Source organism: Agrococcus sp. Marseille-Q4369, from assembly GCF_018308945.1.
Classification (GTDB): Bacteria; Actinomycetota; Actinomycetes; order Actinomycetales; family Microbacteriaceae; genus Agrococcus.
This window is the reverse complement of sequence record NZ_CP070501.1, coordinates 2279973-2297272: the sequence shown is the minus strand read 5'-3', so window position 1 is coordinate 2297272 and position 17300 is coordinate 2279973. Positions and strand designations below refer to the sequence as shown.

General features: G+C 72.3%; 19 protein-coding genes, 3 tRNA genes and 1 pseudogene. 8 read left to right on the top strand and 15 right to left on the bottom strand.

The genetic code is table 11. The annotated features are described in order from the left end of the window. Positions 1 to 189: 189 nt before the first annotated feature. Both JSQ78_RS11615 and JSQ78_RS11610 read left to right on the top strand, forming a co-directional pair. Positions 190 to 1560: a sensor histidine kinase gene (locus tag JSQ78_RS11615; RefSeq protein WP_211447750.1), complete on the top strand. Its 1371-nt coding sequence runs from the start codon at positions 190 to 192 to the stop codon at positions 1558 to 1560. Then, positions 1557 to 2207, top strand: coding sequence for a response regulator (locus JSQ78_RS11610; RefSeq protein WP_211447748.1), 651 nt, complete (start codon positions 1557 to 1559; stop codon positions 2205 to 2207). Before JSQ78_RS11615 ends, JSQ78_RS11610 begins: the two co-directional genes overlap by 4 nt. Here the strand turns inward: JSQ78_RS11610 and JSQ78_RS11605 are convergent. The 6 genes and pseudogenes from JSQ78_RS11605 to JSQ78_RS11580 form a co-directional block, all read right to left on the bottom strand. Then, the gene (locus JSQ78_RS11605) at positions 2167 to 2805 is read right to left on the bottom strand and encodes a hypothetical protein (RefSeq protein ID WP_211447746.1); all 639 of its coding nucleotides are present in this window, start codon (positions 2803 to 2805) and stop codon (positions 2167 to 2169) included. The genes JSQ78_RS11610 and JSQ78_RS11605 overlap by 41 nt on opposite strands. A gap of 106 nt (positions 2806 to 2911) precedes the next feature. After that, entirely contained in the window at positions 2912 to 3601 is a 690-nt protein-coding gene (gene rplA, locus JSQ78_RS11600) for a 50S ribosomal protein L1 (protein WP_211447745.1), read from the bottom strand. A gap of 96 nt (positions 3602 to 3697) precedes the next feature. After that, positions 3698 to 4129: a 50S ribosomal protein L11 gene (gene rplK / locus JSQ78_RS11595; protein WP_211447743.1), complete on the bottom strand. Its 432-nt coding sequence runs from the start codon at positions 4127 to 4129 to the stop codon at positions 3698 to 3700. Between the two features lie 78 nt (positions 4130 to 4207). Continuing rightward, positions 4208 to 4813: pseudogene (nusG, locus tag JSQ78_RS11590) on the bottom strand (transcription termination/antitermination protein NusG); the annotation flags it as partial. 120 nt (positions 4814 to 4933) lie between these two features. Beyond that, positions 4934 to 5200, bottom strand: coding sequence for a preprotein translocase subunit SecE (gene secE / locus JSQ78_RS11585; RefSeq protein WP_021064900.1), 267 nt, complete (start codon positions 5198 to 5200; stop codon positions 4934 to 4936). Between the two features lie 68 nt (positions 5201 to 5268). Then, positions 5269 to 5341: transfer RNA gene (locus JSQ78_RS11580), tRNA-Trp, on the bottom strand. A gap of 179 nt (positions 5342 to 5520) precedes the next feature. Between JSQ78_RS11580 and JSQ78_RS11575 the strand changes: the two genes are divergently transcribed. From JSQ78_RS11575 to JSQ78_RS11550, 6 genes are read left to right on the top strand one after another with little or no spacing between them, the layout of a single operon-like run. Beyond that, positions 5521 to 6714: a pyridoxal phosphate-dependent aminotransferase gene (locus JSQ78_RS11575; protein WP_211447740.1), complete on the top strand. Its 1194-nt coding sequence runs from the start codon at positions 5521 to 5523 to the stop codon at positions 6712 to 6714. 17 nt (positions 6715 to 6731) lie between these two features. After that, positions 6732 to 7631, top strand: coding sequence for an alpha/beta hydrolase (locus tag JSQ78_RS11570; protein WP_211447738.1), 900 nt, complete (start codon positions 6732 to 6734; stop codon positions 7629 to 7631). A gap of 60 nt (positions 7632 to 7691) precedes the next feature. After that, positions 7692 to 8555, top strand: coding sequence for an ABC transporter ATP-binding protein (locus tag JSQ78_RS11565; RefSeq protein ID WP_211447736.1), 864 nt, complete (start codon positions 7692 to 7694; stop codon positions 8553 to 8555). After that, positions 8552 to 9415 carry an ABC transporter permease gene (locus JSQ78_RS11560; RefSeq protein WP_211447734.1) on the top strand — a complete coding sequence of 288 codons (864 nt, stop codon included), beginning with the start codon at positions 8552 to 8554 and terminating at the stop codon, positions 9413 to 9415. Before JSQ78_RS11565 ends, JSQ78_RS11560 begins: the two co-directional genes overlap by 4 nt. 12 nt (positions 9416 to 9427) lie before the next feature. Next, positions 9428 to 10600 carry a sensor histidine kinase gene (locus tag JSQ78_RS11555; RefSeq protein WP_211447732.1) on the top strand — a complete coding sequence of 391 codons (1173 nt, stop codon included), beginning with the start codon at positions 9428 to 9430 and terminating at the stop codon, positions 10598 to 10600. Beyond that, the gene (locus JSQ78_RS11550) at positions 10597 to 11211 is read left to right on the top strand and encodes a response regulator transcription factor (protein WP_211447731.1); all 615 of its coding nucleotides are present in this window, start codon (positions 10597 to 10599) and stop codon (positions 11209 to 11211) included. Before JSQ78_RS11555 ends, JSQ78_RS11550 begins: the two co-directional genes overlap by 4 nt. A 14-nt stretch (positions 11212 to 11225) precedes the next feature. Here JSQ78_RS11550 and JSQ78_RS11545 read toward each other — a convergent pair whose 3' ends face one another. The 9 genes from JSQ78_RS11545 to JSQ78_RS11505 all read right to left on the bottom strand — a co-directional run bounded on the left by JSQ78_RS11545 (position 11226) and on the right by JSQ78_RS11505 (position 17201). Then, on the bottom strand, positions 11226 to 11648 hold the full coding sequence (locus JSQ78_RS11545) for a VOC family protein (protein WP_211447729.1): 423 nt from the start codon (positions 11646 to 11648) through the stop codon (positions 11226 to 11228). A 39-nt stretch (positions 11649 to 11687) separates the two neighbouring features. Next, the gene (locus JSQ78_RS11540; protein ID WP_211447727.1) at positions 11688 to 12851 is read right to left on the bottom strand and encodes a UDP-N-acetylmuramate dehydrogenase; all 1164 of its coding nucleotides are present in this window, start codon (positions 12849 to 12851) and stop codon (positions 11688 to 11690) included. Then, positions 12848 to 13261 (bottom strand): MaoC/PaaZ C-terminal domain-containing protein, encoded by a 414-nt coding sequence (locus JSQ78_RS11535; RefSeq protein ID WP_211447725.1) that lies wholly within the window; start codon positions 13259 to 13261, stop codon positions 12848 to 12850. Before JSQ78_RS11535 ends, JSQ78_RS11540 begins: the two co-directional genes overlap by 4 nt. Beyond that, positions 13258 to 13707, bottom strand: coding sequence for an FAS1-like dehydratase domain-containing protein (locus tag JSQ78_RS11530; RefSeq protein ID WP_211447724.1), 450 nt, complete (start codon positions 13705 to 13707; stop codon positions 13258 to 13260). The genes JSQ78_RS11535 and JSQ78_RS11530 overlap by 4 nt, the downstream gene beginning before the upstream one ends. Before the next feature lie 9 nt (positions 13708 to 13716). Next, positions 13717 to 14721, bottom strand: a complete 1005-nt coding sequence (locus JSQ78_RS11525) for a homocysteine S-methyltransferase family protein (RefSeq protein ID WP_249295667.1) — start codon at positions 14719 to 14721, stop codon at positions 13717 to 13719. 151 nt (positions 14722 to 14872) lie between these two features. Beyond that, positions 14873 to 14946 (bottom strand) — tRNA-Met (locus JSQ78_RS11520). Between the two features lie 38 nt (positions 14947 to 14984). After that, positions 14985 to 15056, bottom strand: a tRNA-Thr gene (locus JSQ78_RS11515). Between the two features lie 223 nt (positions 15057 to 15279). Next, positions 15280 to 16857 (bottom strand): monocarboxylic acid transporter, encoded by a 1578-nt coding sequence (locus JSQ78_RS11510; protein ID WP_211447722.1) that lies wholly within the window; start codon positions 16855 to 16857, stop codon positions 15280 to 15282. Then, the gene (locus tag JSQ78_RS11505; protein WP_211447720.1) at positions 16857 to 17201 is read right to left on the bottom strand and encodes a DUF485 domain-containing protein; all 345 of its coding nucleotides are present in this window, start codon (positions 17199 to 17201) and stop codon (positions 16857 to 16859) included. Before JSQ78_RS11505 ends, JSQ78_RS11510 begins: the two co-directional genes overlap by 1 nt. Positions 17202 to 17300 lie beyond the last annotated feature (99 nt).

Here is a 17300-nt window from a genome sequence, read left to right as displayed (position 1 = left end):
GGACTGATCGCATCGCGCGCGGCTCGGCCACGAGCATGCGTAGGGCCAACCTAGCCGCTGGACAGCGCGAACGATGTCACGGCGCGGTCACGATTGCGCGACGACCTCGCCTGCGCGCGTCTCGTCCTCCGGGACGAGATCGGCACGGATGCGGCGCGCACGCGCCGCGAGGAGACGTAGCGTGAGCGCATGACCATCCGACAAGCGCTCGCGCAAGGCATCCGGCTGCTGCCGGTCGTCATCGCCGTGAGTGTGCTGCTGTCCGTGACGATCAGCCGTCAGATGGACGGCGTGCAGGGAGTCGTCGCGACGCTGTTCGTGCTCGCGGCGCTCGCGAGCTCCGTGAAGTTCCCTCGGGTCGCGCTCGGAACCGCGCTCGTCGGAGGGCTGCTCATCTCTCCGACCGATCCGAACTACTCCGGGTCCATGCTGGTCGTTGCCCTCCTGACCGTCGCGGTCGCGACGTTCAGCATCGACCCGCTCCGCGCGCGACTGCTGAGCGGCTTGCCGGTCGCCGTCATCGGCGGCGTCAGCCTGTCGATGCACGAGACCGCGGTCTCGGTCTCCTCGAACGGGTCGTGGACGGCGAACGGCTTCGGCAACTGGTTCACGGCGATGCTGGTCTGGGGCGCCGCTGTCGGCGCTCGCGCGCTGAGGGACCATGTGCGGGCCGAGCAGACGAAGGAGCAGGCCGTCGCCCGCACGACCGTCGTCGAGAGCGAGCTGCGGGACGAGCGGCTCCGAGCCGACCTCACCCACGACTTCCACGACGTGATGGCGCACTCGCTCGCCGTGCTCGCCGCGCAGGCGGAGGGACTCCGCTTGACGCACCAGGCGCATCCGGAGCGCATCGAGCCGGTCCTGACGACGATCAGCGACACCGCGCGGCTCGCGCTCGTGGAGGTGCGGCAGCTGCTCGAGCGCGTCGACGACGACGCGCGTCGGCCCCAGCCGACGAGCGCCGACATCCCGGGCCTCGTGGCGCAGACCCGCTCGGCTGGGCCCGACGTGCAGCTGCTCGACGTCGGCACGCGCGGGCACTTGAGCCGCGTCGCCGACATCGCGGCCTACCGCGTCGTCCAGGAGAGCCTGACGAACGCGCTGCGACACGGTGGCGCAGACGTCGACATCGTCGTGGCGCTCACCTGGACCGGTCCCGGGCTGACGCTCGCCGTCTCGTCCCCGATCCGCGACCGCGAGTCGCTGCGCCCCACCGGCCGCGGCATCGCCGGCATGCGCGAGCGCGTCCGGCTCGCCGGCGGCACGCTCGAGATCGACGCCGAGGGCGAGCGCTTCGTGGTGAGCGCGCACCTGCCGTACGAGCCGGTCAGCGACGCGCCGACGCTGCCGCTCACGGAGGATCAGCTCGCGACGCTCCCGGTGCCGCAGCAGCCCCCGCCCGCCGGGCCCGAGGATGCCGTCGCACCCTGGATCGCACGGTGGAGCTCCGCGGCAGACAGAGCGAGTCCGCCGACCGGCTGGTCGCAGGCGACCACGGTAGACCTGACGCCGGCGCGTGAGGCTGACGGAAGCATCCGCAACCCCATGGCGCCCCGGTGATCCGACTGCTGCTCGTCGACGACCAGGAGCTGTTCCTGGAAGGGCTCTCGATGATCCTCGAGAGCCAGGACGGCATCGAGGTCGTGGGCGCCGCTCGCGACGGCCGGCAGGCGATCGAGCTCACGCGCGAGCTGCGGCCGGACGTCGCGCTCATGGACATCCGGATGCCCGTGCTCGACGGCGTCGCGGCGACCGCCGCGATCAGGCGCGAGTCGCCGGAGCCGCCGCCGCACGTCATCGTGCTCACGACTGTCCGGCACGATCGGGCAGTGGTGGATGCGCTGCGCGCGGGGGCGAGCGGGTTCCTGCTCAAGGATGCCCGCCCCGAGTTCCTCGTCCAGTCGGTCCGCGCGGTCGTCGACGGGCAGCAGGTCATCGCGCCGGCCGAGACCTTCGACCTGCTGCGCGCGTTCGCACCCGTGCGGCCCGCACCCGACACGAGCGTGCTCGACGGGCTCACCGAGCGCGAGCGCGAGCTGTTCGCGCTCGCAGCGCGAGGGCTGTCGAACGCCGAGATCGCGCAGCGGCTCTGGGTCGCCGAGACGACGGTGAAGACGCACATGCGCGCGATCCTCGCCAAGCTCGGCGTCCCGAGCCGGGTGCAGCTCATCGCTCTCGCCTACGAGCACCACCTCGTCGAGGTGTGAGGCCGCCGCTCGCATCCCCGTCGTAGGCGAGCGGCGCTGCCGCACCCGCGAGCACGATGAGGCCGGTGCCGAGGAAGCCGATCAGAGCGCCGCGGCGAGCGCGGCCGAGCGTTCGCGTCATCGCCCCGCCGACCGCGCCGCCGACCACTGCGAGCGCTCCGACCGCGGCCGCCGCCCGCCGAGCCCGCGGTCGGCCCGCGACGAGCGAGGGCCGCAGCGCCGAGCCCGACACCGCCATGACGATCGGCGGGACGAGCGCGCCGCTGCCGATGCCGGTCGTGACGAGCTCGCGCACCGCGCCCGGAAGCAGCAGCGGCGCGGCGAACGCGAGCGGGCTCCAGCGAGCGGCGAGCGGCACGGGCTCGCCGCGCGAGCGCCGGCTCGCCGCGAGGCCGTGCGCCGCGCCGACGACCGTGCCGGGCAGCAGCACGAAGGGGCCGGTGCGCCAGGTCACCTTCGATTCGGAGCCAGCGAGCAGCGCCATCCAGGCGCGGAGCGCACCGATCCAGGCGAAGCCCGCGGCTGCGCCGAGCGCGAGGCCCTGCAGGTCGCTCGCGCCGCGGCTCTCGTGGATCGCGATCGATCCGTGCGCTGCCATGCCGCCTCCCGCATCCGCCCGCACCCTACGCCTGGCCGTGAGCGGGAGGAAGTGCCGGGAGACGACGAGAGCCCCGCCGAAGCAGGGCTCTCGAGCGAGACGGATCTCAGATGGACGTGACGTCCACCGGGATGCCGGGGCCGAAGGTCGTCGAGACCGTGGCCTTCTGGATGTAGCGGCCCTTGGAGGACGACGGCTTGAGGCGGACGACCTCCTCGAGCGCGGCGCTGATGTTGTCGTTCAGCTGCTCCTCCGAGAACGAGGCCTTGCCGACGATGAAGTGCACGTTGGCGTGCTTGTCGACGCGGAACTCGATGCGGCCGCCCTTGATGTCGGTCACGGCCTGCGCGACGTTCGGGGTGACCGTGCCGGTCTTCGGGTTCGGCATGAGGCCGCGGGGGCCGAGCACCTTGCCGAGTCGGCCGACCTTGCCCATGAGCTCGGGGCTCGCGACGGCGGCGTCGAAGTTCGTCCAGCCGGCGGCGACCTTCTCGATGAGCTCGTCCGAGCCCACCTCGTCGGCGCCTGCGGCGATGGCGGCCTCGGCGGCCGGGCCCTGCGCGAAGACGATGACGCGAGCGGTCTTGCCGGTGCCGTGAGGAAGAGAAACGGTACCGCGGACCATCTGGTCAGCCTTGCGGGGGTCGACGCCGAGCTTGAGCGCGACCTCGACGGTCGAGTCGGTCTTGGTCGAGCCGGTCTCGCGAGCGAGCGCGACAGCCTCGGCCGGCGTGTAGTGCTTGTCAGCCTCGATCTTCGCGGCTGCGGCCCTGTAGGCCTTGGACTTCTGTGCCATGTGGATCTCCTAGATCAGGGTTCGCGGTGCGCGCCTGGCCGGCGCTCCCACTGGTGAGCCGGAGCGGCTCTGGTCTGCGTGATCGCAGCGTCGAGGTCAGCCCTCGACGGTGATGCCCATGGAGCGGGCGGTGCCGGCGACGATCTTCTTCGCGCCCTCGATGTCGTTCGCGTTGAGGTCGGCGAGCTTCTGCTGCGCGATCTCCTCGACCTGCGCCATCGTCAGCTTGCCCACCTTCGTGGTGTGCGGGACGCCGGAGCCCTTCTTGACGCCAGCGGCCTTCTTGATGAGCTCTGCGGCCGGCGGGGTCTTGAGCACGAAGTCGAACGAGCGGTCCTCGTAGACGGTGATCTCGACCGGGATGACGTTGCCGCGCTGGTTCTCCGTCGCGGCGTTGTACGCCTTGCAGAACTCCATGATGTTGACGCCGTGCTGACCGAGCGCCGGACCGACCGGCGGTGCGGGGTTGGCGGCGCCGGCCTGGATCTGCAGCTTGATCAGACCCGTGACCTTCTTCTTGGGTGCCATGTCTCTTCCTTCTTGGTGTGTCGCGGTCGTGCGGGCACGCTCGGAGCCCGGGACCGCATCCAGCCCTCTTGAGAGGGACTAGAGCTTGCTGACCTGGCCGAAGCCGAGCTCGACCGGAGTCTCGCGCTCGAACAGGCTGACGAGCACGGTGAGCTTGCGGCTCGCCGGCTGGATCTCGCTGATGGTGCCGGGGAAGCCCGCGAACGAGCCCTCGGTGATCGTGATGGTCTCGCCGACCTCGAAGTCGACCTCGACCGTGACCTGGTTGGGCTGCTGCGAGGGCGCCGTCTTCTGCTGCTCGGCGAGCTGCTCGTCGGCGATCGGCTTGAGCATCGTGAACGCCTCGTCGAAGCGCAGCGGGGCCGGGTTGTGGGCGTTGCCCACGAAGCCCGTGACGCCGGGCGTGTGGCGCACGACCGACCAGGTGTCCTCGTTCAGGTCCATGCGGACGAGCACGTAGCCGGGCACGCGCACGCGGTTGACGCGCTTGGCCTGGCCGTTCTTCGTCTCGAGCACGTCCTCGGTCGGCACCTGGATCTCGTAGATGCCGTCGACCTGCATGTTCTCGGCGCGCGAGGCGATGTTGGCCTTGACCTTCCTCTCGTAGCCGGCGTACGAGTGGATGACGTACCACTTGCCGGGCTTGAGGCGCATCTCGCGCTTGAAGTCCTCGTAGGGATCGGTCGCGGGCTCCTCGGGCTTGCCCTCGTCCGGGACGAGGTCGTCGAGCGCCTTGTTCAGCTCGATGTCGAGGTCGTTGACGTCAGACACAGTCCACCTTCTCCTTCACGTTCCGCGTCGGGCTCAAGCGAGGCCGAACAGCGGGATGTCGCCGAAGACCCAGCCCACGAGCGAGCCGAACAGCAGGTCGAGACCCGACACCAGGAGCATCATGAACACCACGAACACCAGCACGACGAGCGTGTAGCGGATCAGCTCCTTGCGCGTCGGCGTGACGACCTTGCGGAGCTCGACCAGGACTTCCTTGAGGAAGGTCCACAGGCGCAGGAACGGGTTGCGAGAGCCGCCCTCGCGCGTGCGGGGTGCCTCCTCGATCGCGTTCTCAGCCACGGTGACCCTTCGATTCGTTCGGCCCGGCTGCTGCCGAGGCCAGTCAAGCGCCGTTCGGGCGCCTTCTGCAGGGCGGACAGGACTCGAACCTGCAACCTGCGGTTTTGGAGACCGCTGCGCTACCAATTGCGCCACCGCCCTGGGCGGGTGGAGAGCCACGCTGTCAGCACCGGCCTGGGCGTGCGACATCATGGCGGTTGTCAACCACCGAGGGAACAGCATACGTGGGCCTGGCACCCGCTGTCCACTTCACCGAGTGTCGCGCGGCGACGGCCCACGATGGCACCCCTCGCGGATGCCCGTCCTCGTAGGCTGGAGCCGTGAACCGCATCGCCGCGCGCATCGCCGCCATCAACGAGTCCGCGACCCTCAAGGTCGACGCGAAGGCCAAGGCGCTCAAGGCCGCCGGCCGCGACGTCATCAGCTACGCCGCGGGCGAGCCCGACTTCGCCACGCCGCCCAACATCGTCGAGGCGGCCCAGCGCGCGCTCGCCGATCCGAAGAACTACCGCTACACCCCGGCGCCGGGCCTGCCGGAGCTGCGGGAGGCGATCGCGGCGAAGACGAAGCGCGACTCGGGCCTCGAGGTCGAGCCGAGCCAGACGCTCGTCACGAACGGCGGCAAGCAGTCGGTCTACCAGGCGTTCCAGACGATCCTCGACCCGGGCGACGAGGTGCTCGTACCGACGCCCTACTGGACCACCTACCCCGAGGCGATCGCGCTCACCGGCGCCCGCCAGGTCGACGTCTTCGCGGGCGCGGAGCAGGGCTACCTCGTCACGGTCGACCAGCTCGAGGCCGCGCGCACCGAGCGCACGAAGGCGCTGCTCATGGTGAGCCCCTCGAACCCGACCGGCGCCGTCTACCCGGCCGAGCGCATCCGCGAGATCGCCGAGTGGTCCGAGCGCAACGGCCTGTGGGTCGTGAGCGACGAGATCTACCAGAACCTCGTCTACGACGGCGAGCGCGCCGTGTCGGTCGTCGAGGCGGTGCCGGCGCTCGCCGACCGCACGATCCTCGTCAACGGCGTCGCGAAGACCTACGCCATGACCGGCTGGCGCGTGGGCTGGATGGTCGGGCCCGCCGACGTCATCAAGGCGGCCGGCAACCTGCAGTCGCACCTGACGAGCAACGTCAACAACGTCGCGCAGCGCGGCGCCCTCGAGGCGCTCACCGGCCCGCAGGACGCGGTCGCCGACATGCTCACCGCCTTCGACCGGCGCCGCCGCACGATCGTCGAGGAGCTCTCGCGCATCCCGGGGTTCTCGGTGCCGACGCCGAAGGGCGCGTTCTACGTCTACGCGGATGTGTCGGCGCTCCTGGGCAGGGAATGGGGCGGCGTGCGCGCCGAGACCTCGCTCGAGCTCGCCGACCTCATGCTCGAGCAGGCCGAGGTCGCCGCGGTGCCGGGCGAGGCGTTCGGCCCCTCCGGCTACCTGCGCTTCTCCTACGCGCTCGGCGACGACGCCCTGCTCGAGGGCGTCCAGCGGCTGCAGCGCCTCTTCGCCGCGTAGCGCAGTGGTGTAGCCCCGTGGACCTCGAGCGCGTCGACCCCGAGCTGCGCGAGGCCGTCACGGCGCTCCCCGGCATCGACCTGCGCCGCCCCATCGGCCGCCGGCTCGGCCGCGTCGCGCCGCGGCTCATGCGCTGGCCGCGCGAGCCGGGCGTGCGCATCCGTCGCGATCGCCTCGGGGGCGTGCGCGTGCGCACCTACGCGCCGCCGGGCATCCGCTCGGACGCGGTGCTGCTGTGGGTGCACGGCGGCGGCATGATCATCGGCGCGCCGCACATGGACGATCGCGTGTGCTCTGAGATCGCCGCGCGCGTCGGGATCGCGGTCGTGAGCGTCGACTACCGGCTCGCGCCCGAGCATCCCTTCCCCGCGCCGCTCGACGACTGCGCGCGCGTCTTCGCGGCGCTCGCGGCGCAGGGCCGCGAGCGCCTCGCCGTCGGCGGGCAGAGCGCGGGTGCGGGCATCGCCGCCTCGCTCGCGCAGCGCCTGCTCGACGACGGCGGCGCGCAGCCCGTCGCGCAGCTGCTCTTCTGCCCGATGCTCGACGACCGCACCGCCGCGCGCACCGAGCTCGACGTCGAGCGGCACTTCGTGTGGGACAACCGCTCGAACCGGCTGGGCTGGCGCGCGCTCCTCGCGCGGGAGCCCGGCGCCGAGGCGGTGCCCCAGCACGCCGTGCCCGCACGCCGGGACGACCTGCGGGGGCTGCCGCACGCGTGGATCGGTGTCGGCGACCTCGACCTCTTCCACGAGGAGGACGTCGACTATGCCGAGCGGCTGCGCGCCGCTGGCGTCGACGTGCAGCTCGATGTCGTGCCGGGCGCGCCGCACGGGCTCGACGCGATCGCGGGCGGCTCGCGGCTCGCGGCCGAGCACCGGCGCTCCGCGATCGACTGGCTGGCTCGCACGCTGGGCTGAGGCGCCCCGCCCCACCGATCGGTGGATGCAACCGGCCGCGGCCCGCGCGAACCTGGTGCCATGACCACCGCACCCGCCGTCCTCGCCGACGGCCTCACGAAGCGCTACGGCGCGCGCACCGTCGTCGACGACGTCTCCTTCCGCATCGAGCCGGGCGAGACCTTCGCGCTCCTCGGCCCCAACGGCGCTGGCAAGTCGACGACGGTCGAGATGCTCGAGGGCTTCCGCACGCCGACGAGCGGCTCCGCGAGCGTGCTCGGGGTCGACCCGAGGCACGCCGACCGCGCGTGGCGCAGCCGCATCGGCGTCGTGCTGCAGTCGACCGGCCAGGCCGACGCGCTCACGGTGCGCGAGATCCTCACGCACTTCGCGCGCCTCTTCCCCTCCGCCCGCGACGTCGACGAGACGATCGCCGCCGTCGGGCTCGCCGAGCACGCGAAGCGTCGGGTCGGCAAGCTCTCGGGCGGCCAGCAGCGCCGCGTCGACGTCGCCCTCGGCATCATCGGCCGCCCGGAGGTGCTCTTCCTCGACGAGCCGACCACCGGGTTCGACCCGCAGGCGCGGCGCGCCTTCTGGGAGCTCATCCGCGACGTCGCGGCCGACGGCACGACCATCCTGCTCACGACCCACTACCTCGACGAGGCGGAGCAGCTCGCCGACCGCGCGGGCATCATCGCGCGCGGGCGGCTGCTCGCGATCGATCGCACCGATCGCATCGGCGGCGCCGAGGCGCGCACGCCGATCGTGCGGTGGTCGGATGCGTCGGGTCACCACGAGGTGCGCACCCACGAGCCCGCGTCCGTCGTGCGGCAGCTGCGAGGGGAGCCGAGCGACCTCGAAGTCGTGCGCCCCTCGCTCGAGGACGTCTACCTCTCCCTCATCGGCGACGACGCCGACGACCAGCCCGAGGAGGCTGCAGCATGACCGCCATCACCCCGCTCGCCGCCGGCGTCGCGCCCGCGCGCACCGGCCTCCGCCCCGGCCACACGCTGCGGTGCGCCGCCGACCGCGTGCGCATCGAGCTGCTCCAGTACGTCCGGCGCAGCGACGCGCTCGTCTTCACGTTCCTGTTCCCCGTGCTGCTGTTCGTGATCTTCGCGAGCGCGTTCGGCTCGCTGCCCCCGCTGCTCGAGCTCGACGGGCAGCAGGTGACGCAGGCGCACTACTACCTGCCCGCGATGCTCGCCGCGGGCGTGTTCCTCTCGGGCGTGCAGAACCTCGGCATCGAGATCGCGGTCGAGCGCAACGACGGCACGCTGCAGCGGCTCGCCGCGACGCCACTGCCGGTGCTCTCGTACTTCCTCGGCAAGCTCGGCCAGCTGCTCGTCACCTCGCTCGCGCAAGCGGCGCTCCTGCTCGCCGTCGCGGTCGGCGCGTTCGGCATCGAGCTCCCGACCGAGCCCGAGCGATGGTCGACGCTCGCGTGTGTCTTCTTCGGCGCGCTCGTGTGCTTCGCGGTGCTGGGCGTCGCGGTCGCGCAGATCCCCCGCACCGTGAGCAGCGCATCCGCCGTCGTCATCCCGCTCGCGCTCATCCTGCAGTTCATCTCGGGCATCTACCTCGCCTTCCCGATGCTGCCGGAGTGGCTGCAGACGATCGCGAACCTCTTCCCGCTCGCGTGGGTCGGGCAGGGGATGCGCTTCGCGCTGCTGCCCGAGATCGCCCACCACCTCGAGGTCGGCGAGGCGTGGAACCTGCAGGGCGTCGCGATGGCGCTCGGGATCTGGGCCGTGGTCGGTACCGTGGTGGCGGCGCTGACGTTCCGCTGGATCAAGCGGGGCTGACCGGAGGATGACATGACGGCGAGCGAGCCGGTGCGCGCCGGGGGCGAGAGCGCTCCCGGCGCCGCTCGCGTGCGCGCGACGGCGATCGAGGACCCACGGATGTGGGATGCGTTCGCCGGCATCGGGGTCGCCGTGCTGCTCGTGGTCGCGGGCTTCGCGGGCGACCTGCCGTCGATCGCGCTCGGCGCCGCGGGCGTGCTGACGATCGGTGCTGCCTATCCCGTCGCGCGGAGGGCGCTGCTCGCGGAGCGGCCGAGCACGGCCTTCCAGGTCGCCGCGATCGTCGGCACCGCGGTCGCGGCCTTCGCGTATCCGCCGCTCGGCGGCGCGCAAGCGCTTGCCGCGCCGCTGCTGTGGGTCTCGTCGTGCGACAGCATCCGCCGCGCCGTGATCGCGAACGTCGGGCTCTTCGGCGCCGTGCTCGCCGCGTTCTGGCTCCGCGGGGGCGACACGCTGCTGCTCGCGACGACGCAGTCGCTCAGCTTCGCGTTCAGCATGGTCATCGGCCTATGGATCTCGGGGCTCGCTCGCGCGACCGAGGAGCGCGACCGGCTCATCGCCGAGCTCGAGGCCGCACAGGCCTCGATCGCTCGCTTGAGCGGGGAGCACGCGACGGCCGCCGAGCGCGCGCGCATCGCCCGCGACCTGCACGACACGATCGCGCAGGACCTCGCCGCCATCGCGATGCTCGCGCAGCGCCGCGGTGCCGACGCGGCGACGCTCGCCGCGGTCGAGGAGCTCGCGCAGGGGGCGCTCGCCGAGGTGCGCGGACTCGTCGCGGCGAACGCGCCCGTCGGGCTCGACGACGGGCTGCCGGTCGCACTCGAGCGGCTCGGCGAGCGCTTCGCGGCCGAGACCGGCATCGCGGTGCGGGTCGAGGCCGTCGCGGTCGAGCTGCCGGTCGACGCGCAGGCGGCGCTGCTGCGCACCGCGCAGGAGTCGCTTGCGAACGTGCGCAAGCACGCCCGCGCGGCGAGCGTCGGCGTGACCCTCACGGCGGATGCGTCGGGCGTGCGGCTCGAGGTCGCCGACGACGGGCGCGGGTTCGACCGCGCGGCGGTGCGGCGGGGGCTCGGGCTGCAGGGACTCGACGAGCGGATGTCGCTCGCGGGCGGCAGCCTCGAGATCGACACCTCCCCCGCGGGCACGCGCGTGGTCGCCCGGCTCGGGGCGGGGGCGCCGTGATCCGCGTCGCGGTCGCCGACGACCACCCCGTCGTGCGTGGCGGGCTCGCGGCGCTGCTCGCCGAGGCGCCCGACATCGAGGTCGTCGGGCAAGCGGCCGACGGCGAGGCGCTCATCGCGCTCGCGCGGCAGGAGCGCCCGGACGTCGTGCTCACGGACCTCCGCATGCCGGGGGTCGGCGGCGCCGAGGCGACCCGGCGGATCCTTGCCGAGTTCCCGGAGACGCGGGTGCTCGTGCTCACGACCTACGACTCCGACGCCGACATCCTCGCCGCGACGGAGGCGGGCGCGACCGGCTACCTGCTCAAGGCGGCGCCGCCGCTCGAGATCTTCGCCGCCGTGCGCGCCGTCGCGCGCGGCGAGCGGGCGATGGCGCCGACCGTCGCTCGAGCGATCGCCGATCGCCAGCGCGGCCTGGCGATCGCCCTCTCGGCGCGCGAGCGGGAGGTGCTCGAGCGCATGAAGGCGGGCGCGACGAACGCGGCGATCGGCCGGGCCCTGTTCATCGGCGAGGCGACCGTGAAGACGCACGTGCAGTCGATCTTCGCGAAGCTCGGCGTGCGCGATCGCACCTCGGCGGTCGCGGTCGCGCTCGAGCGCGGCTTGCTCTGACGCTGCGGCCGGCGTCAGCCCAGCGGGACGAAGTGCTCCTCGCCGCCCTGCTCCTCGAAGAGCGTGAGCGTGAGATCGGCGGGGCCCTCGAGCCGCGAGTTCCGCGAGCGCCACGGCGTCTCGACGGGCTCGGCGATCACCGTCGCGCCGGCCGTCTCGAGCCGGCGCGTCGCGCCTTCGGCGTCGTCGACCTCGAAGGCGACGCGGATGCGCGGGCTCTGTCGCCCGCCTGCCTCGATGCCATCGATCATGCGCTTCTGCGCGGGGTTCGCGAGCTCGAGCGTCGCGCGGCCGGCGTCGAGGATCGCGACGCGCGCCTCGCCGTCGCCCTCGAACGCCGCGATCTCGGGCAGGCCGAGCGCATCGCGGTAGAACGCGAGCGCGGCCTCGAAGTCCTCCGCCTCGACGACGAGGCGCAGCTGCACGGGTGCGGTCATGCGAGCGGCAACCGCGCTCGCGGCGCGGCCATTCCCGCGCTAGAGCTGCAGGCCGACGAGCACGGGCTCCGGCACGAGGTGCACGCCCCACTGGTTCTCGACGCGCGCCTGCACGAAGCGCGCGAGCTCGGCGATCTCCTCGCCCGTCGCGCCGCCGCGGTTCGTCAGCGCGAGGGTGTGCTTCGTCGAGATGGCGGCGCGCGAGCCAGGGAGCGAGAAGCCGCGGCCGATGCCCGAGTGCTCGATGAGCCACGCGGCCGAGAGCTTCACGCGCGGCACGGGCCGCTCGAGCGGCGGCACCGCGTCGTCGGCGCCGAGCGGCAGCACGACCGGCTGCGGCTCGGGGGCGACCGACCAGCGCGGCGCGTCGTCGGGCAGCCCCGCGGCGAAGCGCGCCGACACGATCGGGTTCGTGAAGAACGACCCGGCGCTCGTCGAATCGGGGTCGTCCGAGAGCACCATGCCCTTCGAGGAGCGGAGCGCGAGCACCGAGGCGCGCACGTCGACGAGCGGCACCCGCGTGCCGAGCTCGACACCGAGCGCCGACGCGAGCTGCTGGTAGGCGATCGGCTGGCTGCGACCGTCGGCCGAGCGCCGCAGGCGCAGGTCGACCGAGAGCACGACGCCCTGCAGCACGCCTTGCTTGATCGCAGAGTCGCGGTAGCCGAGCCGCAGCTCGGCCGCGGGCACGAACCGGGTCTCGAGCGACTCGGCGCTGTCTTCACTCACACAGAGCAGCTCGAGACCGACGAGCGTCGACGAGAGCTCCTGGCCGTAGGCGCCGATGTTCTGGATGGGCGCGGCGCCGGTCGAGCCAGGCACGCCGCTCAGCGCCTCGATGCCCGCGAGCCCCTCCTCGACGGTGCGCTCGACGAGCGCGTCCCACGGCTCGCCCGCCTCGACGCGCAGCACGACCGAGTCGTCCGGCGGCGGCTCCTCCCCAGCGGGGCGGTGCGGCGGCGGTGCGGCGGGCAGGGTGCGGATGCCTCGGGTCGCGATCCGGAGCACGGTGCCCTCGAAGGGCTCGGACGACGCGACCGTGTTCGAGCCGCCGCCGAGCAGCAGCAGCGGCTCGTGGTCGTCGGCGATGGCCTCGGCGTAGGCGGCCGCGACCTCCTCGCGCGTCGTGGCCTCGATCCAGCGCGCGGCTTCCCCGCCGACCCGCATGGTCGTCGCGTCGGCGAGCCGGTGCGGGCCGCTCATCCGTCGGTCTTCACGACGACCTGCGCCTTGCCAAGCACGGTCTGCTCGGCCGACGTCACGGTGAGGTCGATGCGCGCCGTGCCCTCGCCGAGCTGGCCGACCTTCGCGACCACGTGCAGCGCAGCGCCCGCCTCGGGGTCGACGACGACCGGGCGCGTGAACCTCACCTGGTAGTCGAGGATGCGGTCGGGCCCCGCCCAGTCGACGACCGGCTGCACCGAGACGCCCATCGTGAGCATGCCGTGCGCGAGCACTCCCGGCAGGCCGACCGCCGCGGCGACGTCGTCGCGGTAGTGGATGGGGTTGAAGTCGCCGGACGCCCCGGCGTAGCGCACGAGCGACTCGCGCGAGAGGACGACGTCGCGCTCGGCGACGACCTGGCCCACCTCGAGGCCGACGAGCGCGCTCACGCGGCCTCCCCAGCCACGACGAGCGACGACGTGGCCGTGACCACGTGCTCGCCCGCCGCATCCGTCACGCGCGTCTCGCACGTGACCATGTCGTTCCCGCCGAGCGAGCGCACGCGCGTGACGGTCAGCTGCCCCGTGAGCTCGTCGCCGGCGACGATCGCGCGCGTGGCCGTGAATCGCTGGTCGCCGTGCACGATGCGCTCGAGCACGATGCCGGCGGCCGGGTCGTCGAGCAGCTGGTTCCAGGTGAGCTGCTGGATGACGATGGGGAACGTCGGCGGTGCGATGACATCGGCGTGGCCCGCGGCGCGAGCGGCGTCGACGTCGTGGTGCAGCGGGTGCTCGGCCTGCACGGCGCGCGCGAACTCGCGCACCTTCTCGCGGCCGACGAGGTAGGGCGGCGTGGGCGGGTACTGCCTGCCCTGGATCTCGGGGTTGACTGGCACGGAGCCAGTCTAGGCAGTGGCGCGATCCTCCCAGAGGGCGGCGATGTGGCGGGCGTCGGTGCCGCAGCAGCCGCCGATGATCGCGAGGTTCGGCAGCTGCGCGCGCAGCTCGTCGTGCCCGCGCCGCAGCTCGCCGATGTCGCCGGCGTCGATCGTCGTCGCGCGGTCGAGCTCGGCGTGCGTGCGGGTCGAGGCGTTGTAGCGCACGCTCACGATGCGCCGCCGCCACGCGCCCTCGTCGAGGCCGCGGAGGATGTGCTGCGGATGCGCGCAGTTGAGCATGTAGTGGACGGTGTCGGTCTCGGCGTCGACGACCTCGATCGCCTCCCGCAGCGGCATGCCGCCGCGCAGCCGCCCGTCGGCCTCGAGGGTGAAGCCGATCACGACGGGGAGCCCGTGGTAGAACGCGGCGCGGGCGAGGCCGACCGCCTCCCCCGGGTCGGAGAGCGTGAAGGCGGTGACGAGGTCGACGCCGCCCTCGGCGAAGGCGTCGATCTGCCGCTCGTGGTACATCTGCGCGTCGTCGGGATCGATCGGCGGGATGTCGGCGTAGGCGTCTGCGCGCGGCCCCATCGCGCCGCTGATGAGCACGTCGGCGATGTCGTCGTAGCGCTCCTCGCGGAGCCGCAGGAGGTGGTGCACGGCCTGCACGTTCACGTCGTAGAGCTCTCGGCGCGAGTCGCCGAGCCGCGCGCCCCAATCGGCGCTCGGGCGCCACGTGGGCGTCTCGAGCACGAGGCCGGTGCCGTGCTCGCGCGCGATGGCCGCGTAGCCGTCGAAGTACTCCTCGAGCAGCGCGCGACCGCGCTCGGTGCGCACGAGCGGGTAGGCGGCGAACCCGGGCAGCTCCTCGCCGCGGTTGTGGATGAGGTCGGTCTCGAGCCCGCCGTCGGTCACGAAGGGCCGCGCGGCGGTCGGCCACGAGACCTGGGTGCGGACCGGCACCTCGTGGCGGTGCTTCGACGGCTTGGCCGTGAGCGAGGACGACATCGTCCGTCGCGCGATCGTGGACAAAGCGTCCTCCTCGGTGTCGAGGCAGGCTGCGCGGCCTGTCGTGGCATGCACGCTACTCCCGACCGGGACGCGCGTCCATGCCCCGATTCGGGGGGGTGCGGGAACGGAGGAGGGGATCGGGCGTCAGCCCGATCCCCTGCGTCTCCAGCGGTAGCGAGGGCGGGGTTCGAACCCGCGACCTCACGATTATGAGTCGTGCGCTCTCACCAACTGAGCTACCCCGCCAGGACGCCCACCCGAGCTCGAAGCGTCGAGCGAACGCGAGCCCCGGGCGAGGATTGAACTCGCGACCCCTTCCTTACCATGGAAGTGCTCTACCACTGAGCTACCGGGGCGCTGCCGTGCGACGGCAACCGGACGATCATAGCACCGCGCCAGGGACCGGTTCGACCTCACCGGCGCGTCGCGGCGGCGATCTCGGCGGCGTACGCGCATCGCATCCACTCGCTGAAGCGGGCCTCTGCTGGTCGAGCAGCCACCGTCAGGTCGTCCCCGGCCACGCTCCGGGGCCGCCCGGTGCCGCGCGCGGCGGCCGGACGGCCCCTCGACCGGAGTCGGTCAGTGCTCGCTGGCCTTCTCGGCGCCGGCGCCCGTGAACGAGCGCACCTCCATCTCGGCCTGCTTCACCGCGTGGTCGGCCGACGGCTTCGAGACGAGCGTGCCGACGATCCCGAGCACGAACGCGAGCGGGATCGACACGATGCCGGGGTTCGCGAGCGGGAAGACCGCGAAGTCGGCGTCGGGGAAGATCGACGTCTCGCGACCCGACACGACGGGCGAGAGCACGATGAGCAGCACGCACGCGATGAGCCCGCCGTACATCGACCACAGCGCCCCGCCGGTGTTGAACCGGCGCCAGAACAGCGAGTAGATGATGGTCGGCAGGTTCGCGCTCGCCGCGACCGCGAACGCGAGGGCGACGAGGAACGCGACGTTCTGGTTCTGCGCCAGGATGCCGCCGAGGATCGCGATGACGCCGATCACGACCACGGTGATGCGCGCGACCTTGACCTCCGCGCCCGGCTGCACGTCGCCGCGCTTGATGATGGATGCGTAGATGTCGTGCGCGAACGACGTCGCTGCCGTGATCGCGAGGCCCGCGACGACCGCGAGGATCGTCGCGAACGCGATGGCGGAGATGACCGCCATGAGCACCGGTCCGCCGAGCGCGAGCGCGAGCAGCGGAGCCGCGGCGTTCTCGCCGCCGGGCGCGTCTCGGATCGTCTCCGGCCCCACGAGCGCGCCGGCGCCGAAGCCCAGCACGAGCGTGAAGAGGTAGAAGATGCCGATGAGCCAGATCGCCCAGACCACGCTCCGGCGCGCCTCCTTCGCCGACGGCACCGTGTAGAAGCGCATGAGCGCGTGCGGGAGCCCCGCGGTGCCGAGCACGAGCGCGAGGCCGAGCGAGAGGAAGTCGACGGGATTCGTGTACTTGAGGCCCGGCGCGAGGATCGCCTCGCCGTCGGGCGACGCCTCGACCGCGCGAGCGAGCAGCTCGTTGAAGTCGAACTGCACCATGAACAGCACGATGAGCGTCATGATGCCGGCGCCCGCGATGAGCAGCACGGCCTTGATGATCTGCACCCAGGTCGTGCCCTTCATACCGCCGACGATCACGTAGACGATCATGAGGATGCCGACGACCGCGATCGTGATGGACGTCGCGAGCGTGCCCTCGAAGCCCATGAGCAGCGCGACGAGCCCACCGGCGCCCGCCATCTGCGCGACGAGGTAGAAGAAGCACACCGCGAGGGTCGCGAGTGCCGCCGCCATGCGCACGGGGCGCTGCTTGAGCCGGAAGCTCAGCACGTCGGCCATCGTGAAGCGGCCGGTGTTGCGCAGCAGCTCGGCGACGAGCAGCAGCGCGACGAGCCATGCGACGAGGAAGCCGATCGAGTAGAGGAAGCCGTCGTAGCCGGCGACTGCGATCGCGCCACAGATGCCGAGGAAGCTCGCGGCCGAGAGGTAGTCGCCCGCGATGGCGACGCCGTTCTGCCTGCCCGAGAAGGAGCGGCCCGCGGCGTAGAACTCGTTCTCGGTCGCCTTGCGGCGCGAGACGCGGAACACGATGAAGAGCGTGACGGCGACGAAGGCGCCGAACACGATCATGTTGATGAGCGGGTTGATCTGCTCCATCAGCGGCCTCCGACCATCGTCGCGTGCTCCATCTGCTCTCGCAGCGGCTCGGCGTCGCGGTCGTAGACCCGGTTCGCCCAGCGGCTGTAGAGCATCGTGATCGCGAAGGTGCTGACGAACTGCGCGAGCCCGAACAGCAGCCCGATCGTGATGTAGCTGTCGCCGAGGCGCGTGGCGAAGAAGTCGGGCGCGAAGCCGGCGATCAGCACATAGGTGAGGTACCAGGCGAGGAAGAGCACGGTGAGCGGCACGATGAACCGCACGAACGCGCTGCGGAGGCGCTGGAACTCCGGCGAGGCCTGCATGTGCAGGCTGCGCTCGGCGATCGGGTCGGAATCGGGCATGCGCGGATCTCCCATCCCGGGCGCGACGCTGCGCCCGCTCCTTCGTCCAAGTCGGGTGAGCCTATCCGCATCCTCAAGTCTCGCTCAACGCAGCCTCAA